Annotated in this window: 20 protein-coding genes; 18 read left to right on the top strand and 2 right to left on the bottom strand. The window is 59.7% G+C overall.

Annotated features, from left to right (window positions below):
- Positions 1–4 precede the first annotated feature (4 nt).
- Positions 5–1,471 (top strand): hypothetical protein, encoded by a 1,467-nt coding sequence (locus NXC14_RS17735; RefSeq protein WP_085779248.1) that lies wholly within the window; start codon positions 5–7, stop codon positions 1,469–1,471.
- 134 nt (positions 1,472–1,605) lie between these two features.
- Here NXC14_RS17735 and NXC14_RS17740 read toward each other — a convergent pair whose 3' ends face one another.
- Complete coding sequence (locus tag NXC14_RS17740; protein WP_085779249.1) at positions 1,606–1,905, bottom strand: hypothetical protein; 300 nt, start codon at positions 1,903–1,905, stop codon at positions 1,606–1,608.
- Positions 1,906–2,207: 302 nt separating this feature from the next.
- Here NXC14_RS17740 and NXC14_RS17750 point away from each other — a divergent pair, with 302 nt between their 5' ends.
- Together NXC14_RS17750 and NXC14_RS17755 are read left to right on the top strand one after the other, a co-directional pair.
- Positions 2,208–3,119, top strand: coding sequence for a glycosyltransferase (locus NXC14_RS17750; RefSeq protein ID WP_085779251.1), 912 nt, complete (start codon positions 2,208–2,210; stop codon positions 3,117–3,119).
- Positions 3,120–3,178: 59 nt separating this feature from the next.
- Complete coding sequence (locus NXC14_RS17755; protein ID WP_085779252.1) at positions 3,179–4,297, top strand: glycosyltransferase family 2 protein; 1,119 nt, start codon at positions 3,179–3,181, stop codon at positions 4,295–4,297.
- Positions 4,298–4,510: 213 nt separating this feature from the next.
- On the opposite strand, the gene NXC14_RS17760 is transcribed toward NXC14_RS17755, so the two are convergent.
- Positions 4,511–5,620, bottom strand: a complete 1,110-nt coding sequence (locus NXC14_RS17760; protein ID WP_085780175.1) for an acyltransferase — start codon at positions 5,618–5,620, stop codon at positions 4,511–4,513.
- A gap of 218 nt (positions 5,621–5,838) precedes the next feature.
- Here NXC14_RS17760 and NXC14_RS17765 point away from each other — a divergent pair, with 218 nt between their 5' ends.
- The 15 genes from NXC14_RS17765 (at position 5,839) to nuoF (ending at position 21,109) form a co-directional block, all read left to right on the top strand.
- Positions 5,839–8,157, top strand: a complete 2,319-nt coding sequence (locus NXC14_RS17765; RefSeq protein WP_085780176.1) for a membrane-bound PQQ-dependent dehydrogenase, glucose/quinate/shikimate family — start codon at positions 5,839–5,841, stop codon at positions 8,155–8,157.
- A gap of 291 nt (positions 8,158–8,448) precedes the next feature.
- A complete protein-coding gene (locus NXC14_RS17770; protein WP_085779253.1) occupies positions 8,449–8,943 on the top strand; it encodes a DUF305 domain-containing protein in 495 nt (164 codons plus the stop codon).
- A gap of 398 nt (positions 8,944–9,341) precedes the next feature.
- Complete coding sequence (locus NXC14_RS17775; protein WP_085779254.1) at positions 9,342–9,842, top strand: NADH-quinone oxidoreductase subunit J; 501 nt, start codon at positions 9,342–9,344, stop codon at positions 9,840–9,842.
- The gene (nuoK, locus tag NXC14_RS17780) at positions 9,842–10,144 is read left to right on the top strand and encodes an NADH-quinone oxidoreductase subunit NuoK (RefSeq protein WP_085779255.1); all 303 of its coding nucleotides are present in this window, start codon (positions 9,842–9,844) and stop codon (positions 10,142–10,144) included. The genes NXC14_RS17775 and nuoK overlap by 1 nt, the downstream gene beginning before the upstream one ends.
- A 5-nt stretch (positions 10,145–10,149) precedes the next feature.
- Positions 10,150–11,613, top strand: a complete 1,464-nt coding sequence (locus NXC14_RS17785; RefSeq protein ID WP_085779256.1) for a monovalent cation/H+ antiporter subunit D family protein — start codon at positions 10,150–10,152, stop codon at positions 11,611–11,613.
- On the top strand, positions 11,610–11,864 hold the full coding sequence (locus NXC14_RS17790) for a hypothetical protein (protein ID WP_085779257.1): 255 nt from the start codon (positions 11,610–11,612) through the stop codon (positions 11,862–11,864). The genes NXC14_RS17785 and NXC14_RS17790 overlap by 4 nt, the downstream gene beginning before the upstream one ends.
- Positions 11,857–13,632, top strand: coding sequence for a Na(+)/H(+) antiporter subunit D (locus NXC14_RS17795; RefSeq protein ID WP_085779258.1), 1,776 nt, complete (start codon positions 11,857–11,859; stop codon positions 13,630–13,632). The genes NXC14_RS17790 and NXC14_RS17795 overlap by 8 nt, the downstream gene beginning before the upstream one ends.
- An 8-nt stretch (positions 13,633–13,640) precedes the next feature.
- Positions 13,641–15,116 carry an NADH-quinone oxidoreductase subunit M gene (locus NXC14_RS17800; RefSeq protein WP_085779259.1) on the top strand — a complete coding sequence of 492 codons (1,476 nt, stop codon included), beginning with the start codon at positions 13,641–13,643 and terminating at the stop codon, positions 15,114–15,116.
- Positions 15,113–16,552, top strand: a complete 1,440-nt coding sequence (locus NXC14_RS17805) for an NADH-quinone oxidoreductase subunit N (RefSeq protein WP_085779261.1) — start codon at positions 15,113–15,115, stop codon at positions 16,550–16,552. The genes NXC14_RS17800 and NXC14_RS17805 overlap by 4 nt, the downstream gene beginning before the upstream one ends.
- A 128-nt stretch (positions 16,553–16,680) precedes the next feature.
- Positions 16,681–17,046 (top strand): NADH-quinone oxidoreductase subunit A, encoded by a 366-nt coding sequence (locus NXC14_RS17810; protein WP_085779262.1) that lies wholly within the window; start codon positions 16,681–16,683, stop codon positions 17,044–17,046.
- Positions 17,034–17,537, top strand: coding sequence for an NADH-quinone oxidoreductase subunit B (locus NXC14_RS17815; RefSeq protein WP_085779263.1), 504 nt, complete (start codon positions 17,034–17,036; stop codon positions 17,535–17,537). The genes NXC14_RS17810 and NXC14_RS17815 overlap by 13 nt, the downstream gene beginning before the upstream one ends.
- Positions 17,534–18,070: an NADH-quinone oxidoreductase subunit C gene (locus tag NXC14_RS17820; protein ID WP_085779264.1), complete on the top strand. Its 537-nt coding sequence runs from the start codon at positions 17,534–17,536 to the stop codon at positions 18,068–18,070. The genes NXC14_RS17815 and NXC14_RS17820 overlap by 4 nt, the downstream gene beginning before the upstream one ends.
- 28 nt (positions 18,071–18,098) lie before the next feature.
- Positions 18,099–19,313 (top strand): NADH dehydrogenase (quinone) subunit D, encoded by a 1,215-nt coding sequence (gene nuoD, locus NXC14_RS17825; RefSeq protein ID WP_085779265.1) that lies wholly within the window; start codon positions 18,099–18,101, stop codon positions 19,311–19,313.
- A gap of 16 nt (positions 19,314–19,329) precedes the next feature.
- On the top strand, positions 19,330–19,839 hold the full coding sequence (gene nuoE, locus NXC14_RS17830) for an NADH-quinone oxidoreductase subunit NuoE (RefSeq protein WP_085779266.1): 510 nt from the start codon (positions 19,330–19,332) through the stop codon (positions 19,837–19,839).
- 4 nt (positions 19,840–19,843) lie between these two features.
- Positions 19,844–21,109 carry an NADH-quinone oxidoreductase subunit NuoF gene (nuoF, locus tag NXC14_RS17835; protein ID WP_085779267.1) on the top strand — a complete coding sequence of 422 codons (1,266 nt, stop codon included), beginning with the start codon at positions 19,844–19,846 and terminating at the stop codon, positions 21,107–21,109.
- Positions 21,110–21,111 lie beyond the last annotated feature (2 nt).

The raw sequence follows: 21,111 nt of genomic DNA on the forward strand, positions 1-21,111 counted from the left end.
ACGCATGTCGATAGAGCCACTCGGTTTCATCGTTCTCCTGCTTGGCCTCCTCGCCATCGTCAATGGCGCTCGTTTTGCAGTGACGACCCTCTGCCTGTTGACGCTGCTGGGAGCCGCGGCGGCTCTGCAATTGCCGGCGCTCGGCGGCAGCAGTATCCAGCCAAGCCATCTTCTGCTCCTGTTTATCGTCGCCGCCACCTTGTTGCGTCCAGTCCAGACCCAAGCGGCGCTGGCGAGCATCGCTTATCCGGGGCCTGGCTTCTGGTTTGCCGCCTATATCCTGTTTTCCGTCCTGTCGTCTTTCTTCCTGCCGCGCATTTTTGCGGGCGCGACCCTCGTCTACTCCTCTGCGAGAGATGCGACCGGCATGATGTCGACGGTGGCCGCCCCCTTGTCGCCAGGCTCATCCAACCTTAGCCAATCTGTCTATCTGCTCGGCGATCTCGCCTGCTTTGCCATGGTCTCGGGGCTTGCGAGGCTCGGATATGCACGCTTCATCGCACAACAGTTGATCGTCGCGTCAATCGCATGTTTTGCTTTTGCCTTGCTCGACATCGGAACGTTTTTGACCGGACAGTCCTACCTGCTAGATGTGATTAGAAACGCGAATTATACCATGCACACGGCCGAGACGATCAGCGGTTTCAAACGCATCGTCGGCGCCTTTCCCGAAGCGAGCATATACGGGACGGTCGCACTGGCCTACTTTTCATTCACTCTTCTGCTCTGGCTGGAGCGTGTCCGAAGCCGCATGGCCGGCATGGCAACGCTTTTCATCGGCCCCACGATCCTGCTCTGCACGTCGACAACCGCCTATATCGCCGGGCTCTTCGTTGTCTGCATGCTCGTGCTTTTCTGCTTCAAACGTATGATTGCCGGGTCGGCTAAGAGCTCGCATATGACTTTCCTGGCGATAACCCTCTTCCTAATCCCTTGCGCCATCGTAGCCCTCAGCCTTGTCCCCGATGCGTGGGATTCGATCACGAGCCTCGTCAACACCACCCTATCGGACAAACTCCAATCGCAATCCGGCGAGGAGCGTACCGCTTGGAACACGCTGGCTTTGATCGCATTCGTCGATACTGCAACCTTCGGCGCCGGGCTCGGGACTGTTCGAGCGTCAAGTTTCATCGCCGCATTGCTGTCCAACGTCGGATTGACCGGCACGCTTCTCTTCGCCGCCTTCCTGTACAGCCTCGTCAGAGCCCCCAGCCGGCAGGTCTCGGGCGATCGGGAGACACATGCGATCGGAAACGCCGCTATTATGGCAACGATCTCACAGATCGTCTCTGCGGCGATTTCAGGAAGCGGCACCGATCTTGGCCTGCTGTTCAGCACCACAGCGGGTTTGGCTGCCGGTTGCCTGGCCGCTCCCTATGTCTCGCAGCATCGAGTGACCCGATCTGTCGCAAATCGGCATCGACCGGAGGCATCGGCATCTCTGAGGAGAGCGCCGGTGTTTGCAGCGTGATGACCCCAGCCGCGAATTTCGTTCAAGGCCAAAAGCCGCTGCATCCGTCAGGAAATACCGGCGTTGGAATGCGGGAGGAACGCGGTTCCGCACCACGGTCCTCGGAAGGACGCGTGGCCGGTCGTGTTTCAACATCAGCCCTGCTGGCGCTCGCTGGTGGGTGCTATGCTATCGGCGGCGGAATTGCTTTGCCGCAGCCTGGCGCTACGCCGCGCAAAACCCGACAGGAAGACGCCGGCGAGATAGCCGATCTCCATGAGCACGAGGAGAGCGAGGCCGGAAGCGATCGCTGCGATCAGCGAGGAGCCGTCGGCGAATGCCAGGCTGCCGAAGCCGATAGCCACAAGAATTGCGAAAATCGCGAAGGCCCAAGCGCGGATCGAAGCGCCGGCGGCTATCGAAATCACGGCCGCCACCAGGGTGGTGATCAGCATGGCCATCTTCCATCCCTCTGCATTTCGACAAGGACCCTGGCACCAATCGTCCTGCCACGGTTCAAGATATCGAAGCACAGTCCTGTAATAGGCACGGCTTTCTCCATGACGAGCGTCTCAACAATGGAACACACAACCGGAGGCGGGACGCTGTTTCAGCAAACGAGCGGTCCTGCGATCCGCAATATATACCCGACCGGACTGTCATACGACAGGTCAGCCGGGTCAATCAACAACTGCTCCCTCAACCCTGAAGAGAGCAGCCATTCAGTCGCATTCAAGACAACCGGAAGGGTGATGACATGAACAATCAGTGCGTTGTCTACGTCACGGATGTGGAATATTCATTTCCGACTATCCTTTCCGCGCTTCAGGCTCGCAAATTCGCAAGTTCCGCAACCGACGTTTGCGTGCTTATGTCTGAACGTCTCGACAATTTCGGCGAGTTGAAGGCCCTGCTCGCCGCGAGCGGCGTCGAATTGGCAGATGCGACCGACGCACTGCAGGATTCGCTCGGCAAGCTTGACAGTTCGCATTTTCAGGGGCGCATCAGCGTCAGCACGATGGCCAAACTAGTCCTTTGCGAGATCCTGCCCACCCATTACAGCCAGATCATCTATCTCGATGGCGATACCCAGATCGTCAGCGATCTCGGCAAACTCGAAAACGCCAACGTGCCTGAAGGCCGGTTTTTCGCGGCCCGCGATTACACGGCAATCCAGGACTTCCTCAACACTGGGAAGGACAACCACTACTTCAATGCAGGGGTCCTGAAATTCCATCGCAACGGCTGGATCGGACAGGAGGCGCTTGAGCTTTTTGCCAGAAATCCCGAGGCTTGCGAGGGCAAACATGATCAGGGCGCATTAAATTATGTTTGCGGTTCGTCGCTCATCCTCGTGTCCAACCGCTGGAACTTTCCCAAGCAGTTTCTGCATCTGGTGAACATGTCGTCACTGGCGATCGTCCACTATATGGCGCATCCAAAGCCATGGCATGGGACCTTCTTTCCATGGACAGATCGTGAAAGCCAAGTCTATGCCGATCTGCGCAGAGCGCATCCGATTTACAGCGCGCTCTATCGCGGAATAAGCCTCGATCGGAAGATACTCTATAAATATCGGTCGATACGGGCACGCCTCGAACACGCAATCGAAAGGAACGGCGCCCACCCGCGGGTTCAGAACCTGCTGGTTGGCGACTACGCAGTATGATGACGCATACTGGTCCGACCCAACAAATAAAGATCCGCATATAGAGCTCAGGATTGAAAATGAGTTATCGGGCTTCCGTCGCCAGTATCTCGCATTACGCAAAAGCCCGCCTGCGCCGGTCACTCAAGGCTCGGCAAGTTCGCTATGACGTGCTGCGCAGTGGGCTCATACAGGCCCGCCACGTCGTCATCTGCGTCATCCGTGACGAGGGCCATCGGCTGGCATTCTTCCTGCAATATTATCGCGATCTCGGTTTCGAGCACTTCATCTGCATCGACAACGGCTCGGCGGATGGAACGGCAGAATTGCTGTCCGGTTTCGACGATGTCTCGCTTCTCTCGGCTCATGGCTCCTACAAGGCGGCAAGGTTCGGAAACGACTGGATCAATGAGGTCATCAACCGGCACTGTCAGGAGAAATGGGTTCTTTATGTCGATGCAGACGAGTTCCTGGTCTACCCGCATTGCGACACTCGGCCAATCGATCAGCTGACCGCCTATATCGAATCCACCGGCGGTCATTCCCTCCGCTCGGTCATGATCGACATGTACAGCGAGCGTCCCGTTCTCGAAAACATATGTGAACCCGGCCGCAACCCGCTCGAAGTCTGCAATCTATTCGACCGGTCCGGCTACGTCGCACATTTCGACGACCGCAACAGGACAACGTGGATCAAAGGGGGCGTCCGCGGACGCATCTATTTTCGCGATCGGCTCTGGGACGGGCCGGCGCTGAACAAGATCCCGCTCGTATATGTGACAGGTGAACGGCTGTTTCTCAAATCATCACACCAGGTCTGGCCGCTCTCCCTGAATCTGGGCGACATGCGCGGCGCGATTTGCGTATCCGGCGCGCTTCTCCACTTCAAATTCCTATCGACCTTCGTGCACAAGGTTGCCGATGCCGAGCATGTTTCTCAGCATACGGAAGAATACACTGTTTACTCCGCTGATAAGGGGATGGGCGGCTTCGTCTGTGACGATACAGGCACTTACGCAAGCTGGAGGGACTTGTCCGATCATGGGCTCATTCAAGGCGAAGGCTGGAAATATTGGAAGAATGTCTCCGGGGACGAAATCGAAACAGTCCAGCAGAACATGCCTGGTTCAGCGCAGCGACACCCGCAGAGAAGGCATGAAAATCGCTACGACCCTGCCTCCCTTGGATCGGCATCTTGACCGAACCTGGTAGCCGCCAATACGAAGCTTAGGGGGCAAATCTAAATCGAACGGCTCGACTGAAGCGTCACACGGTATGACTGCTTGAGGCATCATTCGATGGCATAAGCCCAGCATCAGCATTAAGCAGTCAGAGCCGCTGTGACGGCAAATCGCGATGATCTCTTCGCTGGTCGGCTTCGGTTTGCGGGCTCTCCGATGGGGACCGGAAGCCTATTTCAAAACCGCGCCGGCCAACTCCCGTCTTGAACCGCGCTGCAGGTACAGGTTCTCAAGCCAGGTCACCTGTTTCCTCAACCCCAACGCAGGCTTTTCGATGAATCGCCACGAGAAGGCGGCAAAACAAGTGACAATGAGGCTGCAGACGATCCCATTCAGCCACCAGTTATGCGCCCACGGTCCGAGCGCGACGAAGGCCTGCTGGATGGGATAGCCATATAGGAATACGCCATAGGAATAGTCGGCCCCCTGAAGCACTCCGAGCTTGCGGGGCGAGGTGAGGCCGAGAAAGACCGTTACATATCCAATAGCCGGAATGGCAACGAAGTCCCCAAAAGAGCTGAACCAGTAAGCCCACAATATGACGGCAACGGAAGCGATGAAGATGCGGACATCCCACAGAATCTTGTCCTTGTAGAGATAAATCGTCACGCCCACGAGGAAGGCGCCGATCAGCAGATTCCCCGACGCGGTGGTCGGCATGGATGCCCAGTTGCTCTCGTGCTTCCAATATCTCGCAAGCCCAAACCCCACGATCAACGCCGTCGTTGCCACCAGCGCCATTGCACGCCGCTTGACCACGCCGAGCAGAAAAAGCACGGCGATCGCGACGTAACATTCAAGTTCGAAAGGCACGGTCCAGAGCTGGCCATTTACCATCGCGGCGTCCGGATTGTTCAGGAACACCCCCGGAAGATTGAAGTGAATGTGTCCGGTGACATTCAGCAGATATGCAAAAAACTGGGGGTCGGTGAAGTAGTTACTGAGGTCATACTCGGTATAGATCGCTCCAAGTATAAAAGCAGCCAGCAACACTTCCACTGCGAGGGCGGGGTAAATCCGGATAAATCGATTGCCAAGAAAGGAGATCAACGTCTTCGACCGCGCGAGACTGCCGGCGACCAGGAACCCGCTCAAGGCGAAGAACATGGGCAGTACCGACTTGATAAAGGGCCGCAGGGGCGTTTCCCACAAAAACAGATCATCGCCATAGGTGACACGAGCCGTATGTATCCAAAGCACCGAAAAGGCCAACAGCAATCGCATGTAATCGAATCCTGTCGGCCGCCCCTTCGCCAGGTCAAGCTTTTCACCGAGAACCATCAATGCCCCCTTCAGAAGTTTTGACGCAATCGCAAGCATCATTGCCGGCTCGGGGACACGTGTCAGTGACCGCAGCTACATCATGAAAAATTTGAAGCGACTGCTTGTCTTCGGGACGAACACCTGACCATCGGTCCAACGCTCTGTGCTGCCGGAGGCGCCGTTCGATGGTCGGAGACGAATGCGGGCTATTGCGCAGCGAATTGGATGAGGAGACGATGAAATTACTGGCCGCTCTGTTCTGTATCGTTCTCGCCTTTATTGGATTGGGCCTGACGGGAGGCGGCGCCTTGCTGCTCAGCCTCGGCGGCTCGCCCTATTACGCAATCACAGGACTTGCCTACCTCGTTGCGGCAGTTCTGCTGTGGCGCCGGAAGCCTCTCGGCGCATTGATTGTCCTGCTTGTCGCCGTTTTCACTCTTCCCTGGGCTATATGGGAATCGGGCACCAATTTCTGGGCACTCTTCGCACGCTTGATGTCCCCCATCGCACTGGCGGGATTTGCGTTGCTCTTTGCACCAGCGCGCTTGCCCACCGTCGACCGAAAGCTCTTCCACGGCGGCGCCCTGCTTGCCGCCATTCTGTTTGCTGCAGGATTCGGTCTTGCCTTCATCCCGCATGAGGTGATCCGCCCTTCTGCAGACACCCCGGCTTACAAGACCGCCAAGGGCGACAACTCCCCTTCCGACTGGACATCCTATGGCCGCAGCACGGCGGGAGATCGTTATTCCCCGTTCGACCAGATCAACCGCAGCAATGTTGCCCAGCTTGACCTTGCCTGGACATATCGAACCGGAAGGGGCGACGGCGTCGATCAGAATACACCTCTGCAGATCGGGGATACGGTCTACACATGCACACCGACGAATGTGATCACAGCTCTTGATGCCGATACGGGAAAACCCCGCTGGACGTTCGACCCCAAAGCGTCGGCGCCCTATTGGCAGCGCTGCCGGGGCCTCGGCTATTACAAGATGCCGGAGGAACACCGATCGCCCGATGGCCTTTGCGACGAGCGTCTGATACAGACGACGATCGATGCCCGCCTCCTCGCGATTGACAGCAAGACCGGCGCGCCGTGCACGGCCTTCGGCGACAACGGTACTGTGCAGCTCTCCCAGGGCATGGGCGAAGTCAAGACCGGCTACTATTTCCAGACATCGGCTCCGTTGATTGCCCGCAACCTGATTGTCATCGGAGGCTGGGTCACCGACAATCAGGAGGTCGGCGAGCCCTCAGGCGTCATCCGCGCATTCAATGTGGTGACCGGCGAGCTCGAATGGGCCTGGGATCTCGGCAATCCTGCGATCACCAAGCTTCCGCCGGCAGGCGAGACCTATACGCGCGCCACGCCCAATATGTGGACGACAGCGGCCTTCGACGAAAAGCTCGGCCTCATCTATGCCCCGCTCGGCAATACCACGCCGGATTATTACGGCGCCAATCGCCCGGCTTTCGCCGATCAGTACAACGCGACATTGGTGGCGCTCGATGTGACGACCGGCAGGGAGAGATGGAAGTTCCAGACCGTGCATCACGATATCTGGGACTATGATCTGCCGGCCCAACCAGCGCTGATCGACCTGCCCGATGGCAATGGCGCCATCGTGCCCGCCATCTTGCAGACCACCAAACGTGGGCAGCTTTTCCTGCTCAATCGCCAGACCGGCCTTCCCCTCGCCGAAGTTCAGGAAAAGCCGGTGCCGCAAAGGGGAGGCGCGCCGGAGGAGAAACTGTCGCCGACACAGCCTTATTCGGTCGGCATGCCGACGATTGGTGCGGAACGCGTCACCGAGCAGCGGGCCTGGGGCCTGACAATGTTCGATCAGCTGGCCTGCCGCATCGCCTTTCGCAAGATGCGCTACGACGGGGACTTCACCCCGATCGGCACGCGTCCTGCACTTCAGCAGCCGGGAAATCTGGGCGGCCTCAACTGGGGAAGCGTCTCGCTCGACCTCCCCAACAACCGCGTGTTCATGAACGACATCCGTGTACCCAGCATCTTCGCCCTCGTTCCGCGGGCCGATTACGTCGATTTCGCCCTCGTCACGGCGGCGCACGGCCCCTCCGCTCCACAGCGCGGCACGCCTTATGGTATGACGACCGAGAAGTGGACGTCGAGACTGCGCATTCCCTGCACGCAACCGCCATGGGGGATGGTGACGGCAGTGGATCTGAACACACGCAAAATCGCATGGCAGGTGCCGGCCGGGACTGCCGAACAGCTCGGACCGTTCAGGATCAAGATGAATTTACCCATGTCAATGGGCTTGCCGACCTATGCTGGCACATCGGCGACTGCGGGCGGCCTTGTCTTCTTTGCCGGCTTTCAGGATTACTACATTCGCGCCTATGACGCCGAGAACGGCAACGAGCTTTGGAAATATCCTCTGCCTGTCGGCTCGAGTGCGACGCCGATGACCTACGTCTCACCGAGGACAGGCAAACAATATGTGCTGGTCTCGGTTGGCGGAGCGGCAAATTCGACTGACCTCGGCGACTATGTGCTGGCCTTCTCCCTAAAAGAGGGGGATTAGCCGGCCGAAAAATTGGCTGACAGTAGATGATGGCATCGAGATCGTGCGCGCTGGCCATGTCTGATCCTCTTGCTGCCGATCCGGGAACCAACCCGCTTATGCAAGGTTAAGGCGAAATGCCTCCGAGTTGTTGCCTCGGAAACATCTGGAGCGGTTCAGCTTTTCACGGAAGCGCAGAACCGCTCCAACCTTTTGGATTTACGCGATTCCGGAGGGAAACGGCTTCGCACTTTTCCTGGAATTGCTCTAACCGCCTTGCGACTCGGTCCGAAGGCCGGAAGGAAGCTAACAATGCGCAACCACCACAATTCCCGACATGAGGGGATGAGCAGGCATCCCTATTCCATGTTCGCGGTCAACATGATCCTCAGCCTGATCGCCATGTACTTCGTGATGTTTTCAATGATCGACGGCTGGAGCGATTTCCGGAATAATCTCAACATGCTCTACATGGCGTTAGCGATGGTGGCCCCGATGGGCATCATCATGCTCGCCACCATGGGCGGCATGTACCGGAACAGGAAGCTAAACGCCGCCATCCATGCCGGCCTGGTGATCCTGTTCGTCGCGGCCTTTGCAGGCACTCGCACACAGGCTCTCATAGACGACCGCCAATTCATCGCCTCTATGGTGCCGCATCATGCAGGTGCAATCCTCATGTGCCGGGAAGCAGCCCTCAACGATCCTGAAGTGGTTGCTCTCTGCGCCAACATCTCGCGCGGCCAGCGTGCGGAGATCGAGCAGATGAACGCGATCCGCACGCGCCTGGATCAGGGTACGCGGTAAGACTCCTCGACCCGTTGTCAAACAAACAAGCCCGCGCCTAGGCGGGCATTGTTATTTGGATGCCGAGGCCTTATGGCAGAGAGACTTGCAACTTCGGGGGAACAGCTGGTGTTAGTTGCAAGAAATTTCCCACTACGCCGTAACAAACCTAGGTACCTACGGGGTAATCCCATTTGCTTATGGAACAATAAAATAGGTGCGATCCGATCGAAAGCGCGGGCTTGGCAAGCGACCGTCGGCCACGTGCGGACCGGCTCGATCTTGCTCCCCCGATGACAATAATCTTGTGAAAAATCCGATACTAGGGCACAATTTGCGAAGGCATCTGAAGTTGCGGCGCAGTCTCGAATCCGGCCGTCTCGCGCCGAGTGGCAGTTCGCGTCGGAGGGTCGGCGTCGATGGATCAGGGGTTCTTTCTTCTGTTCGCTGCGGTATCCGTGATCACGGCCCTGACGGTGGTCCTGGCGCGCAATCCGGTTCACAGCGCGTTGGCGCTGATGGCGTGTTTCCTGCAGGTCTCGGCAATCTTCGTCTTGCTCCAGGCACCTTTGCTCGCGGTTATCCAGATCTTCGTCTATGTCGGCGCGATCATGGTCCTGTTCCTGTTCGTGATCATGATGATCGATGTGCGCGAAGCGGTGTTGCAGCGGTTCCTGCCAGGCGGCAACCTCCCAGCTCTGGTCCTGCTCGCCCTGCTCGGGGTCGAGATGCTCGTGCTGGTGCTCTGGAGCAACCGCTTTTCGGTCATGGAGCCCGTCGCGATGCGCAGCGGCGATGACGTCAGGCAGCTTGGCACAGCCCTTTTCGCCGACTATCTCCTGCCGTTTGAAACCGCCTCCGTAATCCTGCTGGCGGCCTTGGTCGGCGCCATCATGCTGGCGCGGAAGGAGCAGGGGTGATGGTTCCGCTCTGGTGGTATATTGTGCTCGGAGTGGTCCTGTTCGTGATCGGAGCGGCGGGCGTGCTGCTCAGGCGCAATATTCTCATCGTACTGATGTCGCTGGAGCTGCTGCTCAACTCGGTCAACATCAATTTCATCGCTTTCGGGCGTTTCCACGCCGATTTCCGCGGGCAGATCTTCGCGATCTTCGTCATCGCAATCACCGCGGCGGAAGTTGCCGTCGCCCTCGGTATCCTGGTTGCCCTCGTGAGGAACAAATCCACCCTCAAGATCGACGACGTGACGGTGATGAAAGGATAGCGGCTTTGGACCCGGTTGTATCGATCCGGCCGTTGCTTGCCATCGCCGTCGCCGGTCTGGCGGCCCTTGCAGTTCTCCTTTTGCATAACCGCGAGAGACTTCGCGATCTGGTCTCGCCATTGGCCGCGATCGTAATGTTCGCGATTGTCGTGTCGATGGCGCCCACGGTGCTGGCGGGCGAGACGGTCGAATTGCGCCTGTTCGAGGTTCTGCCGGGGATCGACTTTGCTTTCCGGGTCGATGCGCTCGGCATGGTGTTTGCCACCGTCTCGTCGCTGCTGTGGATCGTGGCGGCGATCTATTCCGTCGGCTACATGCGGCATTTGAACGAGCATGCGCAGACCCGGTTCTTCGCCTGCTTCGCCAGCAGTCTTGCGGCCGCCGCGGGAGGCGCCTTCGCCGCCAATCTGTTTACTCTGGTGATCTTCTACGAAGTGCTCAGTCTCGTTACCTATCCGCTCGTCTATCACCACGAGGACGAGGAGGGATGGAGGGGCGGCCGCAAGTACCTCGTCTATCTGATGGGCGCCTCGAAAAGCGCGCTGCTCGCCGCACTGGCGCTGACCTACCATATTGCGGGGTCGCTCGACTTTGTCGCGGGAGGGCTGCTGGCGGCGAGCGATGCCTCGGCGGCGCTGCTGACGGTCGTCTATTTCTGCTATCTTTTCGGCTTCGCCAAGGCCGCTGTGATGCCCATGCATGCCTGGCTGCCCGCCGCGATGGTCGCGCCGACACCGGTCAGCGCGCTTTTGCATGCAGTGGCAGTGGTCAAGATGGGCGTGTTCTGCGTGCTGCGGGTGGTGTTCCATGTCTTCGGCACGGGGCTGGTGGGTGGGCTGAGCCTCGGCATCGCCACGGCCTATCTGGCTTCGTTCACGATCCTGATGGCGTCGGTTTACGCCCTCACGCGGGACGACCTGAAGGCCAGGCTCGCCTATTCGACGGTCAGCCAGCTCTCCTACATCGTGCTGGGCGCGGTTCTGTTGTCGCCGGTCGCGATGGTCGGCGGGATCATCCACATCGCGGCGCACGCATTCTCCAAGATCACGCTCTTTTTCTGCGCCGGCTCGATCTATTGCGCGTCCGGCAAGCGCAACATCAGCGACATGGCCGGTATCGGCCGCAGGCTGCCCTGGACGATGGGGGCATTTTTCATCGCTTCACTCAGCATGATCGGGATACCGCCGACCGCGGGCTTCGTCAGCAAGTGGTATCTGGCGGAGGGCGCCGCGGCGGCTGGAGAGACGGCGTTCCTGGTCGTGCTCCTGGTGAGCTCGGTCCTGAACGCCGCCTATTTCCTGCCGGTCAGCTATGCCGCCTTCTTCCAGGTGGAGAAGCAGGAGAGCCGGACGACGGTCCGTGAAATTCCGCTGGTCACGATTCCGCTGGTCACGACGGCGATCCTGTCGGTGCTGATGGGCATTTTTCCGGGCTATTTTCTCACTCTGGCAGATGGAGTGATCCGATGATCAAGCGTGTCGTCGACTTCTTTGGTGCCGAGCAATATGCGAGGCCGCGCCGCCGACTGTTCTACCTCGTGCTGGTCCTGATCGTCGTCGCCGACTTTCTGGTCTCTCGCGAACATCCCGAATATCTGTGGGACAGGCTGCCGGGCTGGTCCGCCGTCTACGGCTTCGTCTCCTGCGTCCTGCTTATCTTCGTTTCCAAGTTTCTCGGCCATCGGGTCGGGCTGATGCGGCGCGAGGACTATTATGACTGACTTCATCCATCCAGCTCTGCTGTTTATTCTTGGCGCCCTGCCGATCCCTTTCCTCAGCGGGTCGCTCCGCAAGGCCTATCTGCTGCTGATCCCTGCGCTGGCGATCCTTGCCGTACTTGCCATGGAACCGGGCAGCTATGGCGAAGCGCGATTCATCGGGCAGGAGATCCTGATCGCGAAGGTGGACAAGCTCAGCATCGTCTTCGCCACCGTTTTCACCATTATGGCGTTGATCGGCATGGTCTATGCGCTGCACCTGACGGATACCGGCCAGCACGTGGCGGCATTCGTTTATGTCGGCAGCGCGCTTGGCGTGGTGTTTGCCGGTGACTACCTGACCCTCTACCTGTTTTGGGAGGGCATGGCATTCGCTTCCGCCTATCTGGTCTTCGCGCAGCGTGGCGGACCGGCGGTCTGGGCCGGGTTCCGTTATCTCATGGTTCATATCACCGGCGGCGTCGTCCTGCTCGGCGGCATCATTTCCCACGGGCTCGCCACCGGTTCACTGCTTTTCGGCCCGATCGCGGGGGCCCTCACCAACGGAGGAATGGAGGTCGGCGACTACCTGATTCTCGCCGGCTTCATCCTCAACGCCGCCGTGCCGCCGTTCAATGCCTGGCTGACCGATGCCTATCCGGAGGCGACCGTCACCGGGGCGGTGTTCATGAGCGCGTTTACCACCAAGACCGCCGTCTATGTGCTGGCGCGAGCGTTTCCGGGGACCGAGCTCCTTGTCTGGCTCGGCACCATCATGGCGCTCTACGGCGTCATCTACGCGGTGCTGGAGAACGATTGCCGACGGCTTCTCGCCTATCACATCGTCAGCCAGGTGGGCTATATGATTGCGAGTATCGGCATCGGCACCGAGATGGCGCTGAACGGAGCCGCCAGCCACGCCTTTGCGCATATCCTCTACAAGGCGCTGCTGTTCATGGGTGCCGGTGCAGTCATCTACGTCACCGGCCGACGCAAGCTCACCGAGCTCGGCGGGCTTTACAAGAAAATGCCGCTGACCGTGGCGCTTTACATGGTCGGCGCCTTCGCGATCTCGGCCTTCCCGTTCTTCTCGGGGTTCGTCACCAAATCGATGGTGATAGCGGCCGCAGGAGCGGATCACCGCGCAATGGTGGTGCTTGCGCTGACCATGGCATCGTCCGGGACGTTCCTGCACACCGGCCTCAAGCTTCCCTATTACATGTTCTTCGGGACGGACCGGAAACTGGAGGCGCGCGAGCCGCCGCGCAACATGCTGATTGCCATGGGCATTGCGGCGGTGCTCTGCATTGCGATCGGAGTGTTCCCCCAGCCGCTTTATGCGCTTCTGCCCTATCCGGTGGATTTCGAACCTTATACGGGTTCGCATGTCACGGAGAGCCTCGGGCTGCTGATGTTCACCGCCCTGGGGTTCGTGCTGTTCCTCTGGGCGCTCGGTCCCGAGAACACGATCAGCCTCGACACCGACTGGTTTTACCGCAAGGGCGCGCGGGCCTTCATGTGGCTCGCCGAAACGCCGCTGGCGCGCTATGAGCAGGCGGTGAGCAATGTCTCCGAGACCGCGGCGCTGCCCTTGCTGCACGGCGCGGCGCGGGCAGGACTCCGGCTCGATCTGACCGGCGTCGATGCCGTCGTGAATGGCGTCGCCCACTCGATCCTGCACGGCGGCGGGCGGCTCAGGCGGCTCCAGACGGGCGTCGTGACCCATTACGTGCTGGCGATGATCGTCGGTTTGATCGCAGCCACCGCCGTCTTCGTCGTGGCGTGGCGGTAGGGGGTGCCATGGGCTTCCCGCTGCTCAGCCTCATCATATTCACACCCGTTGTCGGGGCCGCGGTTCTCATGTTCCTGCGCGATGACGATGTAGTGCGGTGGAGCGCGCTCTCTTTCACCGTCCTCGACCTTGCTCTTTGCATCGCCATGCTGGTTGGATTCGACACCAAGATCCATGCCATGCAGTTCACCGAGACGCACCCGTGGGTGCCCGCGCTCGGGATCAATTATGCCCTTGGCATCGACGGAATCAGCGCGCTCTTCGTGTTCCTGACCGCACTGTTGGGGTTGATCTGCGTGCTCGCCTCCTGGGTCGCGATCGACCGCAAGGTGAAGGAATTCATGATCTGCCTGCTCTTCATGCAAGCGCTGATGCTCGGCGTCTTCTGCGCGCTCGATCTCTTCCTTTTCTACGTCTTTTGGGAGGCGATGCTGATCCCGATGTATCTCATCATCGGCGTCTGGGGCGGCGAGGGTCGGGTCTATGCGGCGATCAAGTTTTTCCTCTACACGCTGGCGGGCAGCCTCCTGTTCCTGATCGGCGTCATCGTGCTCTATTTCTACGGTGGAAGGACCTTCGATATCCTCGCTTTGACGGAACAGGATTTGCCATTCCGGATCCAGTCCTGGCTGTTCTTCGCCTTCCTGGTCGCTTTTGCGGTCAAGGTTCCGATGGTGCCGGTCCATACCTGGCTGCCGGACGCCCATGTGCAGGCGCCGACGGCGGGCAGCATTATCCTCGCCGGAGTGCTCCTGAAGATGGGCGCCTACGGATTCCTGCGGTTCTCGCTGCCGATGCTGCCGGAAGCATCGATGTATTATTCGCCGCTGATGCTGGCGCTTTCGGGGCTTGCGATCGTCTATGGCGGGTTGCTCGCGCTTGCGCAGGACGATCTGAAGAAGCTTGTGGCTTATTCCAGCATCAGCCACATGGGCTTTGTGACGCTTGGGATTTTTGCGCTGAATCTCCGAGGGCTCGAGGGCGGTATCCTGCAGATGTTCAATCATGGCGTGACGACAGGCGCCCTATTCCTGTTCGTCGGGCTGATTTACGAGCGCACCCATACCCGCAGCATCGCCGACTATGGTGGGTTGATGAAGGTGGCGCCTGTTTACACCACGTTTCTGGCACTGTTTACCCTGTCGTCGATGGCGCTGCCGGGAACGAATTCGTTCGTGGGCGAGTTGCTGGTGCTGTCAGGCGGGTTTGCGGCCAATCTGGTCGCTGGCTCTGCAGCCGTTTTGGGCGCATTGCTGGGGGCTGCCTATCTGCTTGGCATGTACGGAAAAATCGCGCTCGGCCCGGCCAGCGTCGGTACCCGGTTGAAGACACGCGACGTGAACGCCCGTGAGATGGCCGCGATCCTGCCGCTGGCCGTCTTCGTGCTCTGGGTTGGGCTCTATCCGAAACCCTTCCTCGACATCATCGATGACTCGGTGAAGCATCTGCTGACGCAGGTGAACAGTAAGGGGAGCGGCCCATGACCGCCGCCGCGCTTTTCCAGTCGGCCCTAGCGAGCCTGCCCGAGATCGTGGTGATCACCGGCGCCTGCATCCTGCTGATCCTGGGACAGTTTGTACGAAAGGGACAGGAACATTTGCTTGTCTGGGCGTCGATCGCGATTGTATTGATTGCCGCCTTGGCGACACTCATGCTTGCTAGCGAGGTGCGGCCGGCCTACACGGGCATGTTCGTCGCCGACCGCTTCGCCGTCTTCTTCAAGTTCGTTTTCTACCTGGCCACCGTTCTGACATTCGTCCTTTCGCGAAAATATGCCGATATCGAAGGGATCGGGAGCAGCGAATACTATGTCCTGCTGCTCCTAGCGCTTTCGGGCATGATGATCATGGCCTCGGCGACCGATCTCCTGTCGATCTATGTGGGCCTCGAACTGATGGTGATTTGCACCTATGTGCTGACCGGCTTCCTGCGGCGTGAGCGGCGGTCGAACGAAGCAGCACTGAAATACGTAATCCTTGGCGCGGTCTCGACCGGGATTTTCCTTTACGGCGTTTCGCTGGTCTATGGGCTCACCGGCACGACGCAATTGGACGGGATGGCTGCGGCCGTGACTGGCGATCCGCTCGATCCAGGTTTGTTGCTGGCGGTGGTCTTCATCGTCGCCGGGCTGGTCTTCAAGGTCGGCGCGGTTCCCTTCCACATGTGGCTGCCGGACGTCTATGAAGGCGCGCCCACAACGATCACCGCCTTCATGTCGGTGGGCCCCAAGGCGGCGGGGTTCGCGGTGATCCTGCGGGTATTCCTCAACCCTTTGGTCGCAGCCTCGGACGTCTGGATCATCGTTGCCGTCATTGCCGTGGTGACGATGGCGCTCGGAAGCTTCGTGGCGCTGGTGCAGGACAATTTCAAGCGTCTCCTGGCCTATTCCAGCATCGCCCATGCCGGCTTCGCCATTTTCGGCGTGGCCGCTGGTGGCGCCGATGGGATCGCCAGCGTGATGCTCTATCTGCTGATCTACGCCATCATGAATCTCGGCATTTTCGGCGCCGTCATCATGATGCGGAACGGCGATTTCTCAGGCGAGGTTATCGAAGACTATGCGGGTTTCGCCAAGTCACATCCGTGGCTGGCGCTCCTGATGCTACTCTATCTCTTCTCGCTGGCCGGCATTCCGCCGACCGCCGGGTTCTTCGCCAAGTTTTACGTGCTTGTCGCCCTCATCCAGCATGGTTTCGTCATCCTGGCGGTAATCGCAGTGCTGCTCAGCGCCGTCGCCGCCTATTTCTACATCCGCATCGTCATGGTGATCTACATGCGCGAGCCGAAGAGGACGTTCGCCCCGGCGCTGACGCCTCTGGTGGGCGCGACGCTCGCTGTCACCGCCGCCGGCACCATCGGCATCGGGCTATTTCCGTCGTGGTTCCTGAAGCTTGCCCAAGATTCGGTCCTTGGCGGGTGAGCGATTGGATTTGCAATGATCACACCGACGGAATAAACTTGGAGGCAGAGAAAGGATTGTCCAGTCGCGCCGTGGCGTGATCGACTTACCCGTTCGGGATGAGGTCGGTGGGCAACCGGTGCAGTGATATGGCTGCAATGGAATTCTTGCCGGTTCTTTTCATGATCGCCGGAGTCGTTCTGGTGGCGGGGGTGACGTTGTTCGTTTCCTCGCTGCTGCGCCCATCCAATCCCTATCCCGCCAAGAACATGCCCTATGAATGCGGTATGGACGCCGCGGGCGAGGCGGCGGCGGGCCGCTTCAGGGTGCCGTTCTTTATCCTCGCAATCCTGCTGGTCGTTTTCGATGTCGAAGCGATGTTCCTCTTTCCCTGGGCCGTCGTCCTGAAAGAGATCGGACTGGTCGGCTATATCGAGATGATCGTCTTCATATTGCTGCTTCTCGTAGGCTTCGCCTATGCCTGGCTGAAAGGAGCGCTGGAATGGGAGGCGTAAATAATGTGATCCGCGACAGCGTGCTGTTCACCACGGCCGACAGCATCATCAGTTGGAGCCGGAGATCGGCGCTGTGGCCGGAAACCTTCGGCATTGCCTGCTGCGCCATCGAAATGATCTCGGCCGGTTGCGCCCGCTACGATCTCGACCGGTTCGGCGTGGTGTTCCGCCCTTCACCGAGACAATCCGACGTCATGATTATCGCCGGCACCGTGACGCGGAAATTCGCGCCCGTTGTGCGGCGGCTCTATGACCAGATGCCGGAACCGCGCTGGGTCATCGCAATGGGCACCTGCGCTATTTCGGGCGGCGTCTACAACACCTATGCCGTGGTGCAGGGATCGGAAACCTTCGTGCCGGTCGATGTGCATGTGCCCGGCTGTCCGCCCCGGCCCGAGGCGCTGATGCACGGCTTCCTCCTGCTTCAAGAAAAGATCAAGAAGTCCCGGGCGCTCGCCGGCACACCTCTGGATCGGGTTAAAGCATCATGAGTGCGGAGCCGTCCCTCAATCGCGCTCCGATCATGGAGCGCTTCGGAGAAACAATCGACGACCTCGGCACTGCGCACGGTATCGACGCCTTTGCCGTTCCGCCCGAGAGGATCGTTGAGCTCTGCCGGCTCCTGAAAGAGCATCCGGCGCTGCAGTTCAATTTCCTCTCGGACATTTGCGGCGTCGATCATTACCCCGAAACGCCGCGGTTCGAGGCGGTCTACCATCTTTATTCGCTGCCCAACAGGTGGCGGGTCCGCATTAAGTGCCGACTTGGCGATCCTCCTGAAGTGCCTTCGGTCACGGGAGTCTGGCGTACCGCCAACTGGCATGAGCGTGAGGCCTGGGACATGTACGGTATCCGGTTCGAGGGACATCCCGATCTGCGCCGGATCTACATGTGGGAAGGCTTCGAGGGCTTCCCACAGCGTAAGGATTTCCCCCTCAGGGGCTATAAGGACAAGTTGAATCCCTTCGGTGCCGAGGGTCCGCCGCCAACGCAGCCCGACCTTGCCACCAGGGACATTCCGTAAGGGGGCCGTTCTACACCGGAACATTGAGATGACTGAAGTCACCGAGCTCAGCAGGCCTGAGGGTGAAGCGCTCAATACCAAGGAGGTGCTTCTCAACCTCGGTCCGCAGCACCCCAGCACCCATGGGGTTCTTCGGCTCGTTCTCGAACTGGACGGCGAGTTCGTCGAGCGCGTCGATCCGCATATCGGCTATCTCCATCGGGGCACCGAAAAACTGGCGGAGAGCTTCACCTATACCCAGATTTTCCCACTGACAGACCGGCTCGATTATCTCTGTCCGCCTTCGAACAACCTCGCCTTCGCGCTGGCGGTGGAGAAACTCCTCGGCATAGAAGCGCCGATCCGAGCGCAATATATCCGCGTGATGATGGCCGAGCTGGCACGAATCTCCGGTCACCTCCTGATCACGGGCGCGCTGCCGATGGATCTCGGCGCCATGACCGCGCTGCTTTACGTCATGCGCGAGCGCGAAATGATCATGGACCTCCTGGAAATGATCACCGGTGCGCGCATGCACACGTCCTTCTGCCGGGTCGGCGGGGTGCGCGAGGACCTGCCTGACGGGTTCTTCCCCAAGATCCGGGAGTTTTGCGACATTTTTCCGAACCGTATCCGCGACTATGAGCGACTGCTCGAAGATAACCGGGTGTTTCTCAATCGCACGAAGGGGATCGGCGTGATCTCCGCAGAGGATGGCATCGATCTCGGCCTCAGCGGCCCGAACCTGCGTGCTTCCGGTGTCGACTGGGACATCCGCCGCGACGAGCCCTACGAGATCTATGATAGGCTGGCGTTCAACGTCATCACCCGTGACGAGGGCGATTGCTATGCACGCTGGCGATGCCGCGTCGATGAGATGCGCGAGAGCATGAGGATCATCGAACAATGCATCGACCAGATGCCTGAGGGGCCGTTCCAGATCGACATGCCGACCATCGCCTTCCCGCTGGACAAGGATCGGGTGCACTGCTCGATGGAGGCGCTGATCCAGCATTTCGACCTGTCGGCCTACGGCTTCAAGGTGCCGAAGGGCGAGGTCTATTCGGCGATCGAGGCGCCAAAGGGCGAGCTTGGCTTTTACATCATCAGCGACGGGTCGCCAAAACCGTTCCGCATGAAAGTGCGGGCACCCTCGTTCGTCAACCTTCAGGCCCTCTTCGGGGTCACCAACGCCCGCTATCTGGCGGACATGATCGCCGTGCTCGGCAGCCTCGACCCTGTGATGGCGGAGGTGGACAAGTAGCAAGGATTTGAATGCGATGACCATGCGCGAAAAGATCGAAGAGGCGGCGGCGCGGTATCCCGACCAGCGCTCTGCGATCATGCCCGCGCTCCTGATCGCGCAGGAAGAACATGGCCATCTGCCTGGGCCAGTGCTGGAAGAGGTCGCCGACATTCTCGGAGTCGAGCGAATCTGGGTCTACGAGTTGGCGACCTTCTACACCCTCTTCCATACCGAACCGGTGGGGATGTTCCACCTGCAGCTCTGTAACAATGTTTCCTGCATGCTGTGCGGATCGGAGGACCTGCTAGACCATCTGGAAACGATGCTGGGGATCAGGAAAGGCGGCACCACCCCGGACGGGCTGTTCACGCTTTCGACGGTCGAATGCCTCGGCGCCTGCGAGATGGCCCCGGTGATGCAAGTCGGCGACGATTACCACGGCCACCTTGATGTGACGCGGATAAACGCACTGTTGGACAGCCTGCGGGCGATAGCGGGAGCCGCGAGCGTCGAGCACATCTCTGCGCGGCTGCCGGGGGAGTAGCGCCATGTTCGAGCCGGTTCTTCTGAAAAATGTCGATGTGGCGAATGATCATTTGGTGTCGACCTACGAGGCTGGCGGCGGCTACCAGGCGCTGGCGAAGGCGTTGCGCGAGTACACGCCTGACGAGGTTATCGACCTCGTCAAACGGTCCAACCTGCGCGGTCGCGGTGGTGCCGGATTCCCAACGGGCATGAAATGGGGTTTCGTGCCGAAGCGCACCGGCAAGTCGACATATCTGTGCTGCAACGCCGATGAGGGCGAACCCGGCACGTTCAAGGACCGGATCATCATGGAGCGCGACCCGCATCAACTGATCGAGGGGCTGGCGGTCAGTGCCTACGCGATCGGGGCCGAAACCGCCTATGTCTACGTTCGCGGAGAATATGTGACGGCGATCCGTCGTCTGGAACAAGCGATCGCCGAGGCCCACGCGAAGGGCTATCTCGGAAAGCGCATTCTGGGCTCGGATTTCAATTTCGCCGTACACATTCACTGCGGCGCCGGCGCCTATATCTGCGGCGAAGAGACTGCGATGCTCGAGTCGCTTGAGGGCAAGCGGGCGCAGCCGCGATTGAAGCCGCCGTTTCCGGCCGTGGCCGGGCTCTACGCCAGCCCGACTGTGATCAACAATGTCGAGACGCTGGCCTGCGTGCCGCATATCGTGGCGCGGGGCGCGGACTGGTTCCGCGGTATCGGCCCGGACAAAAGCCCCGGCCCGAAGCTCTACTGCCTCAGTGGGCAGGTGCGCAAACCCGGCCTCTATGAGTTGCCGATGGGCATACCGCTGCGCGAACTGGTCGAAGAACATGCCGGCGGGGCTTTGCCGGGACGCAAGATCAAGGCAGTGATCCCGGGCGGGGTCTCAGCGCCGGTCATCCCTGAACACGGGCTGGAGGTGAGAATGGATTTCGACTCGCTGGCTGCCGCCGGCTCGATGCTCGGTTCGGCTGGCGTTATCGTGATCGACGATAGCACCTGCATGGTCAAGGTCGCCACCAGGATTGTCGAGTTCTTCCACCACGAGTCCTGCGGCAAGTGCACGCCCTGCCGGGAAGGATTGAACTGGGTCGTGAAAGTCCTGCGCCGGGTTGAAGGCGGCGAAGGTGCTGCCGGCGATCTGGAGCAGCTGGAGATGCTCTGCAAGGGCATTTTCGGCAATACGTTTTGTGCCTTGGGTGACGGTGCAGCGATGGGATTGCGGGCAGCACTCAAGCATTTCCGAGATGAGTTCGTCGTCCATGTCGAGGAGCGGAGGTGCCCGTTTCACTGAAG

The sequence above is a fragment of the Rhizobium sp. NXC14 genome, assembly GCF_002117485.1.
In the GTDB taxonomy this organism is placed as follows: Bacteria; Pseudomonadota; Alphaproteobacteria; order Rhizobiales; family Rhizobiaceae; genus Rhizobium.

Coding starts and splice junctions, on each gene's coding strand:
- NXC14_RS17765 (WP_085780176.1), top strand. CDS start 5,839: ATGAAATTACTGGCCGCTCTGTTCTGTATCGTTCTCGCCTTTATTGGA.
- NXC14_RS17800 (WP_085779259.1), top strand. CDS start 13,641: ATGGGCTTCCCGCTGCTCAGCCTCATCATATTCACACCCGTTGTCGGG.
- NXC14_RS17815 (WP_085779263.1), top strand. CDS start 17,034: ATGGGAGGCGTAAATAATGTGATCCGCGACAGCGTGCTGTTCACCACG.
- nuoK (WP_085779255.1), top strand. CDS start 9,842: ATGGTTCCGCTCTGGTGGTATATTGTGCTCGGAGTGGTCCTGTTCGTG.
- NXC14_RS17755 (WP_085779252.1), top strand. CDS start 3,179: ATGAGTTATCGGGCTTCCGTCGCCAGTATCTCGCATTACGCAAAAGCC.
- nuoD (WP_085779265.1), top strand. CDS start 18,099: ATGACTGAAGTCACCGAGCTCAGCAGGCCTGAGGGTGAAGCGCTCAAT.
- NXC14_RS17750 (WP_085779251.1), top strand. CDS start 2,208: ATGAACAATCAGTGCGTTGTCTACGTCACGGATGTGGAATATTCATTT.
- NXC14_RS17740 (WP_085779249.1), bottom strand. CDS start 1,905: ATGCTGATCACCACCCTGGTGGCGGCCGTGATTTCGATAGCCGCCGGC.
- NXC14_RS17805 (WP_085779261.1), top strand. CDS start 15,113: ATGACCGCCGCCGCGCTTTTCCAGTCGGCCCTAGCGAGCCTGCCCGAG.
- nuoE (WP_085779266.1), top strand. CDS start 19,330: ATGACCATGCGCGAAAAGATCGAAGAGGCGGCGGCGCGGTATCCCGAC.
- NXC14_RS17790 (WP_085779257.1), top strand. CDS start 11,610: ATGATCAAGCGTGTCGTCGACTTCTTTGGTGCCGAGCAATATGCGAGG.
- NXC14_RS17795 (WP_085779258.1), top strand. CDS start 11,857: ATGACTGACTTCATCCATCCAGCTCTGCTGTTTATTCTTGGCGCCCTG.
- NXC14_RS17770 (WP_085779253.1), top strand. CDS start 8,449: ATGCGCAACCACCACAATTCCCGACATGAGGGGATGAGCAGGCATCCC.
- NXC14_RS17820 (WP_085779264.1), top strand. CDS start 17,534: ATGAGTGCGGAGCCGTCCCTCAATCGCGCTCCGATCATGGAGCGCTTC.
- NXC14_RS17760 (WP_085780175.1), bottom strand. CDS start 5,620: ATGGTTCTCGGTGAAAAGCTTGACCTGGCGAAGGGGCGGCCGACAGGA.
- NXC14_RS17810 (WP_085779262.1), top strand. CDS start 16,681: ATGGCTGCAATGGAATTCTTGCCGGTTCTTTTCATGATCGCCGGAGTC.
- NXC14_RS17775 (WP_085779254.1), top strand. CDS start 9,342: ATGGATCAGGGGTTCTTTCTTCTGTTCGCTGCGGTATCCGTGATCACG.
- nuoF (WP_085779267.1), top strand. CDS start 19,844: ATGTTCGAGCCGGTTCTTCTGAAAAATGTCGATGTGGCGAATGATCAT.
- NXC14_RS17735 (WP_085779248.1), top strand. CDS start 5: ATGTCGATAGAGCCACTCGGTTTCATCGTTCTCCTGCTTGGCCTCCTC.